Origin of the sequence: Candidatus Nitrospira allomarina (assembly GCF_032050975.1) — a bacterium.
GTDB lineage: Bacteria > Nitrospirota > Nitrospiria > Nitrospirales > UBA8639 > Nitrospira_E > Nitrospira_E allomarina.
Genome location: NZ_CP116967.1, coordinates 1,038,524 through 1,053,935 on the forward strand (window position 1 = coordinate 1,038,524; position 15,412 = coordinate 1,053,935).

Below are 15,412 nucleotides of genomic sequence, written 5' to 3' on the forward strand. Positions count from 1 at the left end.
GAGTATGTCTTTTTTACAAGTCAGGCAATCGACACTGACAGGGGAACGACAGACATTTATCAGTGCATCAGCCATTGCCTATATTCAAGAACTCAAGCCTGACCAGGATCTTGGTTGGCAAATTGGTGTGGAACCCTCCAGGGCGCTCATTTACTTGCATCATAAGCTTGAGCCCATTATTTCCCTCGATAGTTCCGATGACCTTTTGAGGCAGGCAAAGGCCAATACTCAGGAAGTCCGGATACCCCAACAGAAAGTAGCTAAAAAAACCAAGTAACTTTTCCTTCCCTTAATATCAGGTTCCTCCCATTACCAAACAACCCCTTTCTGTGAATCGTGGAAATGGCCATGGTCCTCTTGTGTGGCTCATGGTGACCGGTGCGGTCGCCGGGGGGGTGCTCGGGGCTCTGGCTCCGGAAGCCGCTCGCCATGTGGAAATCCTGGGTGAACTCTGGCTCCGGATGTTGCGAATGCTGGTGGTGCCCTTGATCGTGGCGTCGATTATCCAGGGGGTTGGATCACTTGGCGATATTCGCCAATTGGGTAAGTTGGGAGGAGCGACAGTTACGTATTATTTGATCACTTCAGGCATGGCCATTGTACTGGGGATGATTCTGGTCAGTCTCATTAAGCCTGGAGTGGGAGCCGATATTGCCGCAGCGGTGGCCCCTACCGGACTTGCGGCGGCGGTGAACATCGGATGGCTGGATCTCATAAAGGGATTCCTTTCCCCGAATTTATTCGCGTCCGCTTCACAGGGTGAATTGCTGCCACTGGTAATCTTTTCTCTGGCATTTGGGGCGGCGCTGACAACGGTCGGGGAAAATGGCACATTGGTGCTCAAGTTTTTTGAAGGTATATTCGGGGCGATCATGAAGTTGATTCACCTTGTGATGTGGATCGGTCCCATTGGCGTGTTTGGCTTGGTGGCAGGGCGTTTAGCAAGTGCCGGGGGACTTGATGGTATTGTCGCGTTGTTAGTGGGTTTAGGGTTATTCACGGTTACCGTACTTTTGGGATTGGCGATCCACGCAGGAATTGTTCTTGGGCTTATTTTACATGTAGCCGGTCGACGTCATCCCTTGGCGTATATGCGCGCGCTTGGCGCGGCCCTCACCAGCGCGTTTGCCACGGCGAGTTCGTCTGCGACTTTGCCTCTGACCATGGAAGGGGTCGAAAGTGCCGGGGTGAGCAGTCGATCAAGCCGGTTTGTCCTTCCAGTCGGTGCGACGGTCAATATGGATGGATCGGCGTTATATGAAGCGGTCGCCGCGGTGTTTATCGCGCAAGCCTGGGGGATTGACTTAAGTGGAGAGGCGCTTATTGTCCTGTTTGTGGTGGCGACGGTGTCTGCCATTGGCGCTGCAGGGATCCCAGAAGCTGGGCTTGTGACGATGGTCGTGGTCTTTCAGGCAGTCGGGCTTCCCCTCGAGGGTCTGGGGCTTCTCTTGGCCATTGACTGGCTGATCGATCGGTTTCGGACCGCAGTCAATGTCTGGGGGGATGCCGTGGGTGCCGCCGTGGTCGATCGATATATTACCGCGTAACATCGAATTCCCTCATCTTCTTGGGTTATTATCCACTTCAATAGTGAGCTTTTGCGTTAGAACAAATGGCGAGGGCTCAAAAAAATATACATAACCTCATTTTAGGTGAACACGGCATGGAATCAAAAATCACGTATCACAAAATTGCATCTCACGAAGCCAAAAAGGGAACGTTTGATAAGTGTGTTTTGCTGTACTCGGGAGGACTGGATACCTCCATTATGCTCAAATGGATTCAGGAAGCGTATGCCTGTTCCATTGTGGCGCTTACCGTCGATGTGGGCCAATTACATGAGGATCTTGAGGCGGTCAAAGCGAAAGCGATCAAGCTCGGTGCCGAGGAGGCGGTCGTCATTGACGCCAGGGAAGAATTTGCTGAAAAACTTCTGTCCCGGGCAATTAAAGCCAATGCCGATTATCAGGGGGGATATCCTCTCTCGACTCCCCTGGCCCGAGTGACGCTCTCTGAAATTGCCGTTCGTGTGGCCAAAGAACGGGGAATCAAGGTCATTGCTCATGGCTCCACGGGAAAAGGAAATGATCAGGTTCGCTTTGAAAATTACATTACGACTTTGGATGCGACTATGAAAGTGATTGCGCCGGTGCGTGAATGGAGTATGGGCCGGGATGAACAGATTGATTATGCCAAACAACACGATATTCCCATTAAACAAACTAAAGAGTATCTGTATTCGCATGATGACAATATGTGGGGCTCGACTAATGAGGGAGGGGATATTGAGGATCCCGCCCGCATTCCTGATTTACGAAAATTTCTGCAGGTGTGCATCCCCCCGGAACAGGCCCCGGATGAACCGGAGATTATCGAAGTCGGGTTCAACAAAGGAATCCCTTGTTCAATCAATGGTGAAGATCTACCCCTTTGTCAGGTTATTGAACGTGCCAATGCGGTAGGGGCAAGGCATGGGGTAGGCATTGTGCATTTGACGGAGGACCGCCTGGTTGGATTGAAGGTTCGTGGCGTGTATGAAGCTCCGGGAGCGGAAATTCTGATCAAAGCGCATTTTAATCTGGAAAAACTCGTCAATACCCGTGATTTAAACGAACTGAAAAAAATCATTGATGAAAAGTGGGCCTACACCTGTTATGGCGCTAAATGGTTTGATCCGTCCATGGATGCCATCCATGCGTTTCAGGATTCCGCCAACCAGCGTGTGAAGGGAACGGTGAAAGTAAAGCTGTTTAAGGGAAAAGCTGATGTGGTCGCGATGACATCCCCCTATTCCTTATTCGATGCCAATTTGGCCACCTTCAATAAGGATGCGAGTTTCAACCAGAATGCGTCTGCAGGTTTTATTGAGATTTACAATCTGGCCCAAAAAACCTATCGGCGCTTAGACCACGTGTAGGATGGAGTATGAAAGGGATTTGTGATGGGAGTAGGTCTTGAGCCATCCAGCAATGGAATGAATACCTCTATTTAAGCTTCACATCGATGAAGGCTTTTTGTTTGATATCGGCAAGCCAATTTCGATAGGCTTCCTCGGATCGTTGTTTAGTAAGCATCCCACGGATATCCCGTTCCACGACTTCAAGCGGGAGCGGTTGGGGTTGTTGAATTTCTTCTAACAGAATAAGGTGGAATCCTAGGAGGGTTTCAATAGGGGCCGAGATGTGTCCGGGTTTCAGTTCCTTGACCACCTGCTTCAGAGGGGCCACTAATTCGTTTTCCTGTACCCAACCTAATTCATGAATTCGCTCGAAATATTTGGTGGCGAAATCCTCCAGCGTCGTGTTCGGTGTCCATGCCGCATACATGGTTTGGGCCTTGTTCTTGGCTTTCTCCCGTTCATAGCCTTCCTGCCCGTCTAACAGAATTTGCTGGAGTCGGTACCGGGGCGGTGAGAGAAAAAGCGTGGAGTTGGCCTCATAATACCGCCGGATTTCTTCTTCCTCTATGACAATGTTGCGGCGGATCTCGAAGTCAAAAAGTTTTTTGAGGAGCATTTGATGCCCGAATTCTTCTTCGGTTTGAGTGGGTGGCAGCGGAGTTCGCCGTAAGGCTTCATCGATTTCGTCCTGAGTGACAGAGAGCCCCTTGGCATGAGCTTCTTGAATCATGAGGTGATCATCAATCATGTGGTTCAGGACTTCTCGTTGTTTCTGGAAATACCGCCGGTTCAGTTCCTCTCCGTGATATTTGGCGTTCAGGCGCTTATACTCATCGCGTAATTCCTTTTCAAGATCAGACCACGTGATCACCTCTTTATTCACCACGGCAATAATCCGATCGGTGAGACTCACGCTAACCCCAGGAAAGAAGAGAAGGCTCGCCGTCACCAAGACGGTAAGGGTCTGTAAAGGCCAATCTTTCAGGCATACACGCATGCCCTTCACGTTACGTTCTCACTTCCTCTTTGGCCATTGACTGATGGAGTTCTTGTAAAATCGTATTCGCCCTGGGGTACATGGATGCCCAATCCTGCTCGGGGAGAGTCACACGATAGGCACGAGGAGAAAGACAGTCCAGACGATCTTTCCATTGGTCCATCAAAGCACGAATTCCCTGTTCCGGGAGCTTGGCCCGTTCATGGAAGCGAAGGTTCATCAGCCCGCCCCGGACTTCGACATACTCGAGTTGTAGGGCCTTGGCCAACACTTTGATTTGCATGACTTCAAATAGTCGTTCCATAGCGGCAGGTGGCGATCCAAACCGGTCAAGCGTCTCCCCATATAATAAGGCCAAATCCCCTAACCGGTCACTCCCCGATAACCGTTTGTAGAGACCCAGGCGCTGGGAAGCGTCTTCCACATATTCCTCGGGAATGAAGGCTGAAACATCAAGTTGAAGAGTGGGTTCCCATTCTTCTTCCACTTCCTGGCCTTTAAGCTGCTGAACAGCCTGCTCCACCATTTGTAGGTACAGATCCAACCCGACGGCCGCGATATTGCCGGACTGTTGTTTCCCGAGTAAATTTCCCGCTCCCCGGATTTCAAGGTCAGCGGCTGCGATCCGAAATCCGGAGCCGAGTTCCGCAAATTCCTGAATGGCATTCATGCGTTTTTGTGCGTCGGTACTCAGGGTTTCCTCGTTCGGAATGAATAGGTAGGCAAAGGCTTGTTGCCCGCTTCGGCCTACCCTTCCGCGAAGTTGATACAGTTGGGAAAGCCCGAATAAATCCGCACGATCAACCAGGATGGTGTTCGCGCTTGGAATATCCAACCCTGATTGGATGATGGCTGAGGCCAGCAGCACATCGGCTTCCTGGTGAAAAAATCGTAACATCACCCGTTCCAATAATTGTTCATTCATTTGGCCGTGCGCCATCAATACCCGTGCTTCCGGAACGAGATCTTGTAACCAGGCGCCGGTCTGTTCCATGGTTTCCACACGATTGTGCACGTAGTACACCTGCCCTCCACGAGCGAGTTCCCTGGTAATGGCCTCCCGTACCACTGTTGCATCGAACCGGAGGACCTGAGTTTCCACCGCCAAACGACCAGGAGGTGCGGTCTCAATGACGGATAAGTCTCTCACTCCTGAAAAGGCCATCTGCAGAGTTCGGGGAATAGGGGTCGCGGAAAGGGTGAGCACATCAACCTGGGTGCGGAGTTGCTTTAGCCGTTCTTTATGGCGGACGCCAAACCACTGTTCTTCATCGATAATCACCAAGCCCAATTGTTTGAAAACGACATCTTTCTGTACGACCCGATGTGTGCCGATCACAATGTCGATCAGGCCGGCAGCCAAATCTTTCAGTGTCGCTTTGATCTCATTGGCTGATTGAAAGCGTGACAATATACCGATTTTGACCGGGAAGGGAGCAAACCGTAGTGAAAAGTTTTCAAAATGTTGTTGAGCCAGCAATGTCGTGGGAACCAGGACGGCCACCTGTCGGTTGGCCTGGATCGCCTTAAAGGCGGCACGCATAGCGACCTCCGTTTTGCCGTATCCCACATCTCCACAGACCAGGCGGTCCATGGGTTTCGGGGGATTCCATATCCCGTCCTATTTCTTCAATGGCTCGAAGTTGGTCAGGCGTTTCTTCAAATTCAAATCCCGCTTCAAATTCATGGACCAGGAGCGTGTCTTCCTGGTACGCGCTTCGCCTGGCGACTTCCCGGTTGGCATAGAGTTCAACGAGTTCTTCGGTCATATCCTCGATGCCTTTTTTGATTTTCGCCTTGGTTTTGCCCCAAGCCGTGCCTCCCAGGCGATCCAATCTGGGAGACCGTTGTTCCGCTCCCCGATAGCGGTGGATGTGGTTCAGGCGGTCCAGCGGGACATACAGAGTATCGGTTCCACCGAATTGCAGGAGCAAATAATCACTGGTAAAGCCCTGCACCTCCAACCGTCGCAAACCCAGATATCGTCCAATCCCATGTTGAAGATGAACGACGAGATCGCCTTCTTTCAGATCCTCCAGCGACGAGAAAAATTTGGCGGTGGGGGATTTTGTGTGGGGGCGATGCCGGATGCCCTTCCCAAATAATTCTTCCTCGGTGACGAACGCGATGTGCCCGTCAGGTGAGAGAAACCCTGCTGAGAGGTCTCCTTCAAGACAGTAAAAGGGTGCGCGGGCATCCGTGGCGGGTTGAGGGAAGGGGTGTTGCCACTTATTGGCGGGGAAGCCGTGGTCATGCAGGAGGGATAACAGGCGTTCCACCTGCCCCGGACTGCGAGCGACAAAAAAGATCTCGGAATCCGCCCGCAATTGGTCCAATTTGGAAAGGGTTTCCTTAAAGGGAAGCCCGCGAATGCCTACCCCGACACTGCTGGGAGACTGAGCCTGTAAGGAAACAGGCACACAGGGCATGGTTCCGGTATCAGGAGCCACGCTATCCCACCATACCGTTGGACACATGCTGGTATAGGTTTTAATGGTATCCCACATTTCATAAAGTTGATCGGGGTCAGCGTGGGCGGAGGTGCCCCCCTGGCCAGGTTGGAGGTGTTCCCATGTTTCTAACAACGCATTCCAAAATTGCGCAGCCGCAGCATCCAGATCAACCGGGCGGTAGAAAGAAACAGTGATTGGCGTCTGAATATACTCAAACAGTGTGACAAGTTTGGGATAATACCGGGGGAGATCCCATTCAATGCTTGCCTGGATGTGTTCGATAGCGCTATCGGTTTGCCCGGAATCGGGAGGAATGAACTCCCGAGTGGGTAAAACCCAGGTTTCCCTAAGATGGGTGATGGATTCTTGTGTGGAGGAATCAAACGTCCGGATGGATTCGACCGTATCCCCAAGAAATTCAACACGGACGGGATGGTCCTGCGCTGTGGAGAAAATATCCACGATACCGCCACGTACGCTGAACTCGCCGGGGACTTCAACCAACGATCCACGTTCATACCCTAGCCGGATTAATGAACGAAGAAGCACCTCACGCTCGCACGTCTCGCCTATCTTGAGGGAAAAACATGCTTGAGCGAAGACCTCCGGCGGAAGGAGTTTATGCAGGATGGCCGGAAGTGAGCTTACGATGACGGTGCTTTCACCACGAGACAACCGGTGGAGGGACCGAACGCGCTGACAAATAACGCTGTGGGCCGGCAGGGCCGGATTATAGGGAATGCTGGCCCATGGAGGGAATAAGGCCAGTGTCTCGTGATCCCGCCTGATGAACGAGAAGAAAAATTCCAAATCTTCATACAATTCTTCGGCTTGTTCTTGTGTGGGCGTGATGATGAGGTGGGTTTGGCTGTCGGTGCCGGCGGTCTTTTTTTCCGGAAGTGTGAACAGGGTCATGGCCAGGGCGAGGCAGGCCTGTTGCGTACTCAGCAAACAGGGCGGGGGCGTCTGTTCCGGGATCGCTGGAATGACCGTGCGCAGCTGGTTTGCAAAATGATGGAAAACGGAGGGGACGTTCATAATCTGAAATACACCACGAAAAAGGTTCTCGACGTGCGAACTAGCAGGATGGGCTTATTCCATGAGTGGTGAGAATTCGTTCTATAATCGTTGTGGTCGAAACATCGGAGACAAGTGGAATCGTTCGCACAAATCCTCCCCGTTCCTCAACAAAATCTTTTCCGATAATACGTTCGGAGGTCCAATCTCCTCCTTTCACAAGGACGTTGGGTTGGATAGCCTTAATAAGATTCAAGGGATCCGGCTCGTCAAAAAGTATCACGTAATCTACGCAACCTAATGCGGCAATGACCTCTGCCCGTTGGGCATCCTCTTGGATTGGTCGATGCTTCCCTTTATTCAGTTGACGGACTGAACTGTCGCTATTGACTCCGACCACTAATCGATCTCCCAACTCCTTGGCTTCTGCCAGATATCGCGTATGTCCGATATGCAGCAAGTCAAAACACCCATTTGTAAAGACAATGGATTCTCCCACCTGCTGATGAACAGAAATTCGTTGTAAGAGACTGTCCAAGGTATGAATTTTTGATTGCATAAGGATAAATTGTTGAATCCTCTCCTGGGGTCCCTATCTCACATATGCCGTTTTCTGTATGATACCTGCTGCATGCGCCAAATCCTAGAGAGGTTACCCAACAAGCCACTTCGGCAAATTAGGAAAACAGGATATGCGGTCGTGGTCTCATGCCTCACCGGATTTCCTAAGCTGAGCGCGTCCATTCCTTGAGCTGCATGAGCCAATCCGGTCCAGGTCCCCATACCGCAATTCCGGCGTATCAATTTGGCCTTTTTGCCGCCCCGCTCATTGCCGGGTTGATGTTTGTGCTGCTTCCCGAATCCCTACCCGACCCCGCGAGAATTCTGGCAACAATTTTAAGCTGGGTAGTGGTGATGTGGATTACGGAGCCTATTCCTCTGCCCATTACCGCTTTGCTGGGCTGTGGATTGTGTGTCGTCGCCGGTTTAGGAAACATGCAAGCCGTGTTTTCTGCCTTTGCCCACCCCATCATCTTCCTGTTTATCGGGAGTTTTTTTATTTCGGAGGCCCTCTCCGTTCATGGATTGGACCGCAGGTTTGGCAACTGGCTGTTGTCACGTAAGTGCGTGGGTTCCAATCCTATTCGAATTATGATGGCTATGAGTTTGGCTGTTGCCGGTCTGTCTATGTGGATTAACAATACTGCGGCGACGGCGGTCATGTTGCCTATTGCGCTTGGTGTATTACGGGCGCTTCGGCAGGGGTATCCTAATATGAAAACCTTTGACACCGGGTTTTTGCTGTGTCTGGCTTATGGCGCCGGTATTGGGGGAGTGGCCACTCTCGTCGGCACCGCCCCGAATTTAATCGGAGTGGGGCTGTTAGCCCAGCAAGCCCATTTCACGATTTCATTTGATCAATGGTTGCTGATTGGATTGCCATTGGCGAGTGTAATGCTGCTCGTGATGTTTACGCTTATGTATTGGTTACATCCTCCCCCTCCTCACTCGCCTTTTCATGAAGGATCCTCTGTTCTCAAGATTGCGGCACCCCTTCCCTGGACTCGGGGGGAGCAATATACGTTTGCGGTGTTTATGTTGGCTGTCCTGTTGTGGCTACTCCCGGCATTACTCTCAATATGGTTTGAAGGAAATCATCCGGTCGTACAATGGGTTCGCACCCATTTGCCGAAAGAATTGGTGCCTATTTTTGCCTCTGGGCTATTGTTCCTCCTGCCCTTGGATTTTCGTCAGGGGAAATTCACCTTAACATGGAAAGAAGCCGCCAATATTCATTGGGGAACGATTCTGTTATTCGGGGGAGGCATCGCCTTTGGGGAGTTAATGGTGGAAACCGAATTGGCGAAAGCGATTGGCCAGGGTATGGTGGCTATGTTTGGCATTGAGTCCATCTGGGGTTTAACGGGTGTGGCCATTCTTACGGCCCTGGTTCTCACGGAGCTCGCGTCTAATACGGCAGCCACCAGTATGATTGTGCCGGTGCTCATTGCCATTGCCCACACGGCCAATTTTTCTCCTGTCGCTCCCGTACTGGGAGCGTGTATGGCTGCAAGTCTGGCATTTGTGTTGCCGGTTTCTACTCCCCCGAATGCCATTGTGTATGGAACGGGAAGGATCCCGATTCTCCGAATGGTGCAGGCCGGATTGTTGTTGGATGCAATTGGTGGGGTGTTAATTTGGGCCACATTACGGATAGTGGGTCCACTTTTGGGAATTGTTTGAGCTTCTCAACCTAGGAGATAGACCTCAATTGATTTTTAAATAATGTTCCGACATAATCCTCGCTTCCATTTCACCTGACCCAAATAACGTGTCTTTAAACTCTTCTCACATACGGTTTGCTCTGTTAACCCAGGATCCCGATCTCAAGTCGCGGGTTCAAGTTCCTGACCTTCAGAACACCATTACGGTAGTGGATGACTGCTCTTCCCTAGAAGCGGCCATGCGCTCTCAACAATTTACCGGCGTGATTCTGGATGAGTCCGGAAAGAAATTTTTTCCTGCCTTGTCGGCACTGAATGGACAATTAAATTTGTCCAAGACGTTTATTTATGCCGGACCCTTGCCTGCCTGGAGCACCATGAATCAGATCCGGCAGGTTATGGGAGATCAACCATCGGAAGAGGGAGCTATCGATCCGAAAGATGTGAGCCTGGCCAGTTATGTGGAAAAAAAGCTGGGGGATTTTGTTCGAGCGATGAATGTCGGCTCAGGGAAAAACCTCTATCCCACCTTAATGAGGGCTGTTGAACGGCCATTAATTGAACTCGCCTTACGGGAAACGCATGGCAATCAGATTAAAGCAGCTCGTCTTCTTGGACTTAATCGCAATACACTCAGGAAAAAGATTACAGAATTTCAAATCTCCGTCAATCAGTTAAAGCAATCTACTGCCGGGAAACGCAAGAAGACCGAATCGGATTCTTTGGAATAGTCTTTCCCTTTCCCCTTGAAAAATAAACCATTTCTTGACAAGGCCTGCAATGCAGTCTAGCATATGGCCGGTAAGATATAGGCGCGTAGCTCAGGGGGAGAGCGCTACCTTGACACGGTAGAGGTCGGCGGTTCAATACCGCCCGCGCCTACCATTATCTTTCTCCAATAAAGCCTGACAGGTATCCAGCTTCCTTATTTGAGGGGATGGTGCCTTTTCTTGCGTTCAACACGGAATGTAGATCCTTTTCTTTTTAGGTGTTTTTACTCTAATGGAATCTATCAAGGTATCACTGGAAGGCGAAAAAAGTAGCCAGGCTCTTCCCAAAGGGATTTCGGCCAAAGCGGCACTAGAGAAGCTGAAGGGAGCCGTGCCGCCTGAGGTGTTGGCCGTGAAGGCCAATGGCGTGGAAATAGACCTCCTGGCTTCCCTGGAAAACGATTCTATCTTGCAGCCCTTGATGTTTGATTCTCCAGAAGGAAAGGAAATTTATCGGCACAGTAGTACGCATATTATGGCCCAAGCGGTGAAGGAATGCTTTCCTTCCGCCCAATTAACGATTGGTCCGGCCATCGAGGAAGGCTTCTTTTATGACTTTGCCTTTGAGCGCCCGTTCACGCCGGAAGATTTAGAAAAGATCGAAGCCAAGGCTTTGGAAATCATCAAACGGAATCTTTCGGTTTCAAGACGTGAGTTCTCAAAGGAAGAGGCCATTGAATTTTTTAAAAATCGTGGTGAATTCTATAAGGTAGAGCTTATTCAAGGGTTTCCTGATGGTGAACCGGTGTCTGCCTATACTCAAGGGGACTTCGTCGATCTCTGTCGTGGCCCCCATCTGCCGGCTACGGGCTATGTCAAAGCCTTTAAACTTCTGAATAGTGCAGGAGCCTATTGGCGAGGGGATGAACGAAATCCCATGTTGCAGCGGCTTTATGGCACGTCCTTTCCCTCTAACGAAGCCTTGCAGGCTCATTTGGATAATTTGGAGGAGATCAAACGCCGTGACCATAGAAAGCTCGGGAAAGACCTTGATTTATTTAGTATTCAGGACGAAACCGGACCCGGTCTTATTTTATGGCACCCCAAAGGGGCACAAATCCGTCTGTTGATTGAAAATTTTTGGCGGGAACAACATTTAGCCAATCAGTATGAGTTGGTCTATTCGCCGCATGTTGCTCGGTTGGATTTATGGAAAACCAGCGGACATGTGGACTTCTACAAAGAAAATATGTTCGCCTCCATGCCTGTCGAGTCCAGTGAATATCAGCTGAAGCCCATGAATTGCCCGTTTCATATCATGGTGTATAAATCACATTTGCGCAGTTATCGTGATCTGCCTATCCGCTACGGGGAATTGGGAACGGTCTACCGGTACGAACGTTCCGGAGTCCTCCATGGCCTGATGCGGGTTCGGGGATTTACTCAGGATGATGCTCATTTATTCTGCCGCCCTGACCAGTTGGGCGAAGAGGTCCAAAAGGTCCTGAAATTTATTACGAGTATGCTGGGGACTTTTGGATTTACGGAATTCAAGATGTTTCTCTCCACTCGGCCCGAAAAGGCTGTGGGGACGATCGATCAATGGGATCAAGCGACGTTGGCGCTGGAAACTGCGCTGAAAAACGGAGGCTATACATATCAGGAAGATCCGGGGGAAGGGGTCTTTTATGGGCCTAAAATTGATGTCAAAATTCAGGATGCCTTAGGCCGGTCCTGGCAATGCTCAACGGTGCAGATTGATTTCAATAATCCCGAGAGGTTTGGCCTGACCTATGTGGGTGATGATGGAAAAACCCATCAACCCATCATGATTCACCGGGCTTTATTAGGATCGATTGAACGATTTTTCGGGATTCTCCTTGAGCATTTTGGGGGTGCATTTCCGGCCTGGTTGGCCCCTGTCCAGGTTGCGGTCCTCCCAATTTCAGAAAAACATCAAGGGTATGCTCAAGAGGTGGAAAAAAATCTTCGTCAGGAAGGCTGTCGCGTCGTCTTAGACTTGCGAAATGAAAAGATTGGCCTTAAAATCCGTGAGGCTGAAAAGGCAAAGATTCCTTTCATGATTGTCGTGGGGGATCGGGAAGCTGAAGCAAAGATGATTGCGGTACGACAAAGGAACGGAAAAAATTTGGGAACGATGCCTATTATCGATTTGGTGACGCTAATTCGGGAAGACATGCCCGAGGCTGTTAGGAAGGGTTCTTTACTTTTCGAATGACTCGTCCGGTGACACCCAAACAACGTATTAATCATTTCATCAAAAATCCTGAAGTCCGGGTTATTGGGGCTGAAGGTGAACAACTTGGAATCCTGAAGACATCGGAGGCGATTCGGCAGGCGAGGGAAATTGGATATGATTTGGTGGAAGTGGCTCCTACCGCGGACCCTCCGGTCTGCCGTATTATGGATTATGGGAAATTTAAGTATGAACAGAGCAAAAAAGAACATCGCATGCGACTTAACCAGAAATCCACCCAGGTTAAGGAAGTTAAATTTCGGCCTCGGACAGACAAGCACGATATGGAGACGAAAGTCCGGCAAATACGGGACTTCCTGGAAGAAGGGAATAAGACCAAAGTTACGGTTATGTTCCGCGGTCGAGAAATGGCCAATCAAGAGCTTGGGTTCAAAGCGATTCAGAAGGTTATTGAGGAGTTAAAGGGCGCCGGAAATATTGAAAGCCCTCCTAGAATGGAAGGCCGGAATCTTTACATGGTGGTCGCGCCAAAATAATGGGCTAAGTTGAGAAAAAACCGGCAATTTGATGGTCGTTGAAAAGGAAATAAGAAATGGCAAAAATGAAATTAAAAAATCACTCAGGAGCCAGTAAGCGATTCAAGCGATCCGGCTCTGGCAAGTGGATGCGGCGGAAGGCTGGAATGCGTCATATCCTCACTTCCAAGGCACCTGGAGTAAAATCCAGACTAAGCGGTCCAGCAGAGGTCAGAAAAGAAGACCGAACCTCACTGTCTCGATTGCTCCCTTATAAGTAACATTTCAAAATTTAAGGAGAACGTGTCATGCCAAGGGTAAAAGGTGGGCCACAAACTCGACAGCGCCGGAAAAAGCGGCTCAAACTGGCGAGTGGCCAATATGGAGGAAAAAGTAAACTTTTCCGGACTGCCACCGAATCGGTTGATAAGGGGCAAGCCTATGCGTACACCGGACGAAAACAGAGAGAAAACGTAATTTCCGGCAGCTCTGGGTTACCCGGATCAGCGCAGCTGTTCGCGCGCAAGGAGTCACCTATAGTCAGTTCATGAATGCGCTGAAGAAAGCCAATGTGTTATTAAATCGAAAAATGCTTTCAGAAATGGCGATTCACGATCCTCAAGGCTTTTCTCATCTTGTGTCCCTCACCAAGGGAGACGGACAACCCGTCACTGCCTAAGCTTCCGGCTTTCTGATCTCGAATTCAAACCCGGATGTCGGCATATCGATCTGCCAGGCTTCCAGTACTTCCGGGTGGAACTCTCCAATATATCCCACCGCATATCCCTCACAACGGATTCGGCCGACTCGTCCCTCTAAAAATGAGGGATGAGTGACTGGCTCCAGTTCGTAGGGCCACGCCATGTAATACATTAATAAATCCAGATAGCTATGAATTTCTGAAAAATTCGCTCCCGAATTGGCGCTAATCGCAGCAACGGACAGGGTCGTACGAGAACCCACATTGGCCTCCAAATCCAGTTGAGCGGTTTCTCCAACTTCAAATAGGAGATGGGGATAAAAGGCACGAGGCGAGAGGGCTTCCACCCTAAGCAGGCACGGTAAAATAGAAGGTCTCAGGCAGGCATAGGTTTGGGACATGACGTTGTCCACTTCTACCAGGCGCGCATAATCAGTGTCCGTAATCCGCATTCTGTCCACCAACTCCTGATGGGAAGCCATGATATTGGAAAAAATTTCCTGAAATCCAAATCCGACCAAAAGATCCCGCATGCGATCGCTGATTTGTTCTTCCATCGAGAGACTTCCAACGGTGAAGGTCTGTGGCATGATCGGAGAAAACGATTCATAGCCTCGGGTAATGGCCACATCTTCCGCGACATCCATCACATGCATGAAATCGTTTCGAAAAGCGGGTAAGGTGACGGATACGGACTGCCTGGTCGCTTTCACCTGATATCCATAAGAAGCAAGGGCCTCCTGAATAGCCTCAGAACCAAGTGGCATTCCCAAGGCCTGTTCAATGGCCTCAATGGAAATCCGTTGCGATTGATTCATGCTCAGTGGGGTTTTAATGGTCGTGCCGAAATCAGTTTTGTAAGGATAATTAATGTCGAGTGATTCGATGGTGGCCCCACGATCGGCTAAATTGCAGGCAAAAATGTTTAAGGCCAAGACAACCATACTTAAATCGGTTCCGGTGACTTCCACGAGTAAGTCGGTGTCTCCTATTTGCACTTCACCAAGCTCCCGACTGTTGATAATGGGAGGAAAGGACAACACCTGTCCATCTGAATCCCAAAGAAGCGGCAACCGTTCGCATCCAGCGAGAATTGATCCATATTCCAGGCCCTTAGGATGGACGGTGAGGATTTCCTGAGGGGTCATTTTTTCTTCAAATCCCAATGGCGTAAATCGAATCTCATCCGGTTTCACGAGGCCATACGTGACGGGAAAGGCAATGGCGGAGGCACGATAGAGGCCTATGGATACGGTTTCACGTTTTCGTCCAAAAGCGTCGGCTAATTTTTCCTGAGTTTGAATACACTGGTTGAGGCCATCCGGCGTCATGGCATATCCCAACGAGACGCAACCCGCGACATAGGGTCGAACGGCTTCCATGCCCTGGGCCACTTGAATCCGCCGTTTCGCGCCCCTTTTTTCCGAAAAAAATGAGTATGGGGGCATCCCTTTATTCAGCACCGATCGAATTTGTCGGGCGATCCCTTCCACACACCATAAATCAGGCCGATTGGTATCTTGAAGTTCCACGCGCACTTCACCAGCCTCCTGTGAGACGTCTTTTACCTCCCCTTTCACATAGGGCATCCATTGTTCAATGTCGGACATGGAGGCATCACGACCGACAAGTCCACAGAAATCTTTTTGGAAAATGGAAATGGTTGGCATGGGGCGTA

At 50.1% G+C, this 15,412-nt stretch carries 13 protein-coding genes, 1 tRNA gene and 1 pseudogene; 10 read left to right on the plus strand and 5 right to left on the minus strand.

All coding sequences use genetic code 11. The features are described from left to right. The first annotated feature begins 4 nt into the window (after window positions 1-4). From PP769_RS04470 to PP769_RS04480, 3 genes are all read left to right on the plus strand, one after another. Window positions 5-277, plus strand: a complete 273-nt coding sequence (locus tag PP769_RS04470) for a hypothetical protein (RefSeq protein ID WP_312645662.1) — start codon at window positions 5-7, stop codon at window positions 275-277. 52 nt (window positions 278-329) lie between these two features. Further along, window positions 330-1,547 carry a dicarboxylate/amino acid:cation symporter gene (locus tag PP769_RS04475; RefSeq protein ID WP_312645663.1) on the plus strand — a complete coding sequence of 406 codons (1,218 nt, stop codon included), beginning with the start codon at window positions 330-332 and terminating at the stop codon, window positions 1,545-1,547. A 116-nt stretch (window positions 1,548-1,663) separates the two neighbouring features. Then, window positions 1,664-2,917, plus strand: coding sequence for an argininosuccinate synthase (locus PP769_RS04480; RefSeq protein ID WP_312645665.1), 1,254 nt, complete (start codon window positions 1,664-1,666; stop codon window positions 2,915-2,917). A 67-nt stretch (window positions 2,918-2,984) separates the two neighbouring features. Here the strand turns inward: PP769_RS04480 and PP769_RS04485 are convergent, their stop codons facing one another. Genes PP769_RS04485 through rfaE2 form a run of 4 tightly spaced genes read right to left on the minus strand, consistent with a single transcriptional unit; the run spans window position 2,985 to window position 7,925 of the window. Then, window positions 2,985-3,896, minus strand: a complete 912-nt coding sequence (locus PP769_RS04485; protein ID WP_312647027.1) for a peptidylprolyl isomerase — start codon at window positions 3,894-3,896, stop codon at window positions 2,985-2,987. A 10-nt stretch (window positions 3,897-3,906) separates the two neighbouring features. Beyond that, entirely contained in the window at window positions 3,907-5,439 is a 1,533-nt protein-coding gene (locus PP769_RS04490) for a TRCF domain-containing protein (RefSeq protein WP_312645667.1), read from the minus strand. Next, the gene (locus PP769_RS04495) at window positions 5,423-7,387 is read right to left on the minus strand and encodes a CarD family transcriptional regulator (protein WP_312645668.1); all 1,965 of its coding nucleotides are present in this window, start codon (window positions 7,385-7,387) and stop codon (window positions 5,423-5,425) included. The genes PP769_RS04490 and PP769_RS04495 overlap by 17 nt, the downstream gene beginning before the upstream one ends. A 40-nt stretch (window positions 7,388-7,427) precedes the next feature. Further along, window positions 7,428-7,925 carry a D-glycero-beta-D-manno-heptose 1-phosphate adenylyltransferase gene (rfaE2, locus tag PP769_RS04500; protein WP_312645669.1) on the minus strand — a complete coding sequence of 166 codons (498 nt, stop codon included), beginning with the start codon at window positions 7,923-7,925 and terminating at the stop codon, window positions 7,428-7,430. A 197-nt stretch (window positions 7,926-8,122) separates the two neighbouring features. Here rfaE2 and PP769_RS04505 point away from each other — a divergent pair, with 197 nt between their 5' ends. The 7 genes and pseudogenes from PP769_RS04505 (at window position 8,123) to rplT (ending at window position 13,713) form a co-directional block, all read left to right on the plus strand. Then, window positions 8,123-9,610: an SLC13 family permease gene (locus tag PP769_RS04505; RefSeq protein WP_312645670.1), complete on the plus strand. Its 1,488-nt coding sequence runs from the start codon at window positions 8,123-8,125 to the stop codon at window positions 9,608-9,610. Between the two features lie 88 nt (window positions 9,611-9,698). Beyond that, window positions 9,699-10,322, plus strand: coding sequence for a helix-turn-helix domain-containing protein (locus PP769_RS04510; RefSeq protein WP_312645671.1), 624 nt, complete (start codon window positions 9,699-9,701; stop codon window positions 10,320-10,322). A gap of 79 nt (window positions 10,323-10,401) precedes the next feature. Further along, a tRNA-Val gene (locus PP769_RS04515) sits at window positions 10,402-10,476 on the plus strand. A gap of 117 nt (window positions 10,477-10,593) precedes the next feature. After that, window positions 10,594-12,540, plus strand: a complete 1,947-nt coding sequence (gene thrS / locus PP769_RS04520) for a threonine--tRNA ligase (protein ID WP_312645672.1) — start codon at window positions 10,594-10,596, stop codon at window positions 12,538-12,540. Continuing rightward, window positions 12,537-13,055, plus strand: coding sequence for a translation initiation factor IF-3 (gene infC / locus PP769_RS04525; protein ID WP_376753393.1), 519 nt, complete (start codon window positions 12,537-12,539; stop codon window positions 13,053-13,055). The genes thrS and infC overlap by 4 nt, the downstream gene beginning before the upstream one ends. Window positions 13,056-13,120: 65 nt before the next feature. Next, complete coding sequence (rpmI, locus tag PP769_RS04530; RefSeq protein ID WP_312647028.1) at window positions 13,121-13,315, plus strand: 50S ribosomal protein L35; 195 nt, start codon at window positions 13,121-13,123, stop codon at window positions 13,313-13,315. Window positions 13,316-13,342: 27 nt separating this feature from the next. Further along, window positions 13,343-13,713 (plus strand): annotated as a pseudogene (gene rplT, locus PP769_RS04535) (50S ribosomal protein L20). Here rplT and pheT read toward each other — a convergent pair. Next, window positions 13,710-15,404: a phenylalanine--tRNA ligase subunit beta gene (pheT, locus tag PP769_RS04545; protein WP_312645675.1), complete on the minus strand. Its 1,695-nt coding sequence runs from the start codon at window positions 15,402-15,404 to the stop codon at window positions 13,710-13,712. The pseudogene rplT and the gene pheT overlap by 4 nt on opposite strands. Window positions 15,405-15,412 lie beyond the last annotated feature (8 nt).

Bases quoted from the DNA above. Each gene is read 5' to 3' on its own strand.
- rpmI (WP_312647028.1), top strand. From the start codon at position 13,121: ATGAAATTAAAAAATCACTCAGGAGCCAGTAAGCGATTCAAGCGATCC.
- PP769_RS04495 (WP_312645668.1), bottom strand. From the start codon at position 7,387: ATGAACGTCCCCTCCGTTTTCCATCATTTTGCAAACCAGCTGCGCACG.
- PP769_RS04480 (WP_312645665.1), top strand. From the start codon at position 1,664: ATGGAATCAAAAATCACGTATCACAAAATTGCATCTCACGAAGCCAAA.
- PP769_RS04470 (WP_312645662.1), top strand. From the start codon at position 5: ATGTCTTTTTTACAAGTCAGGCAATCGACACTGACAGGGGAACGACAG.
- pheT (WP_312645675.1), bottom strand. From the start codon at position 15,404: ATGCCAACCATTTCCATTTTCCAAAAAGATTTCTGTGGACTTGTCGGT.
- PP769_RS04485 (WP_312647027.1), bottom strand. From the start codon at position 3,896: ATGCGTGTATGCCTGAAAGATTGGCCTTTACAGACCCTTACCGTCTTG.
- PP769_RS04490 (WP_312645667.1), bottom strand. From the start codon at position 5,439: ATGCGTGCCGCCTTTAAGGCGATCCAGGCCAACCGACAGGTGGCCGTC.
- infC (WP_376753393.1), top strand. From the start codon at position 12,537: ATGACTCGTCCGGTGACACCCAAACAACGTATTAATCATTTCATCAAA.
- rfaE2 (WP_312645669.1), bottom strand. From the start codon at position 7,925: ATGCAATCAAAAATTCATACCTTGGACAGTCTCTTACAACGAATTTCT.
- PP769_RS04505 (WP_312645670.1), top strand. From the start codon at position 8,123: ATGAGCCAATCCGGTCCAGGTCCCCATACCGCAATTCCGGCGTATCAA.
- thrS (WP_312645672.1), top strand. From the start codon at position 10,594: ATGGAATCTATCAAGGTATCACTGGAAGGCGAAAAAAGTAGCCAGGCT.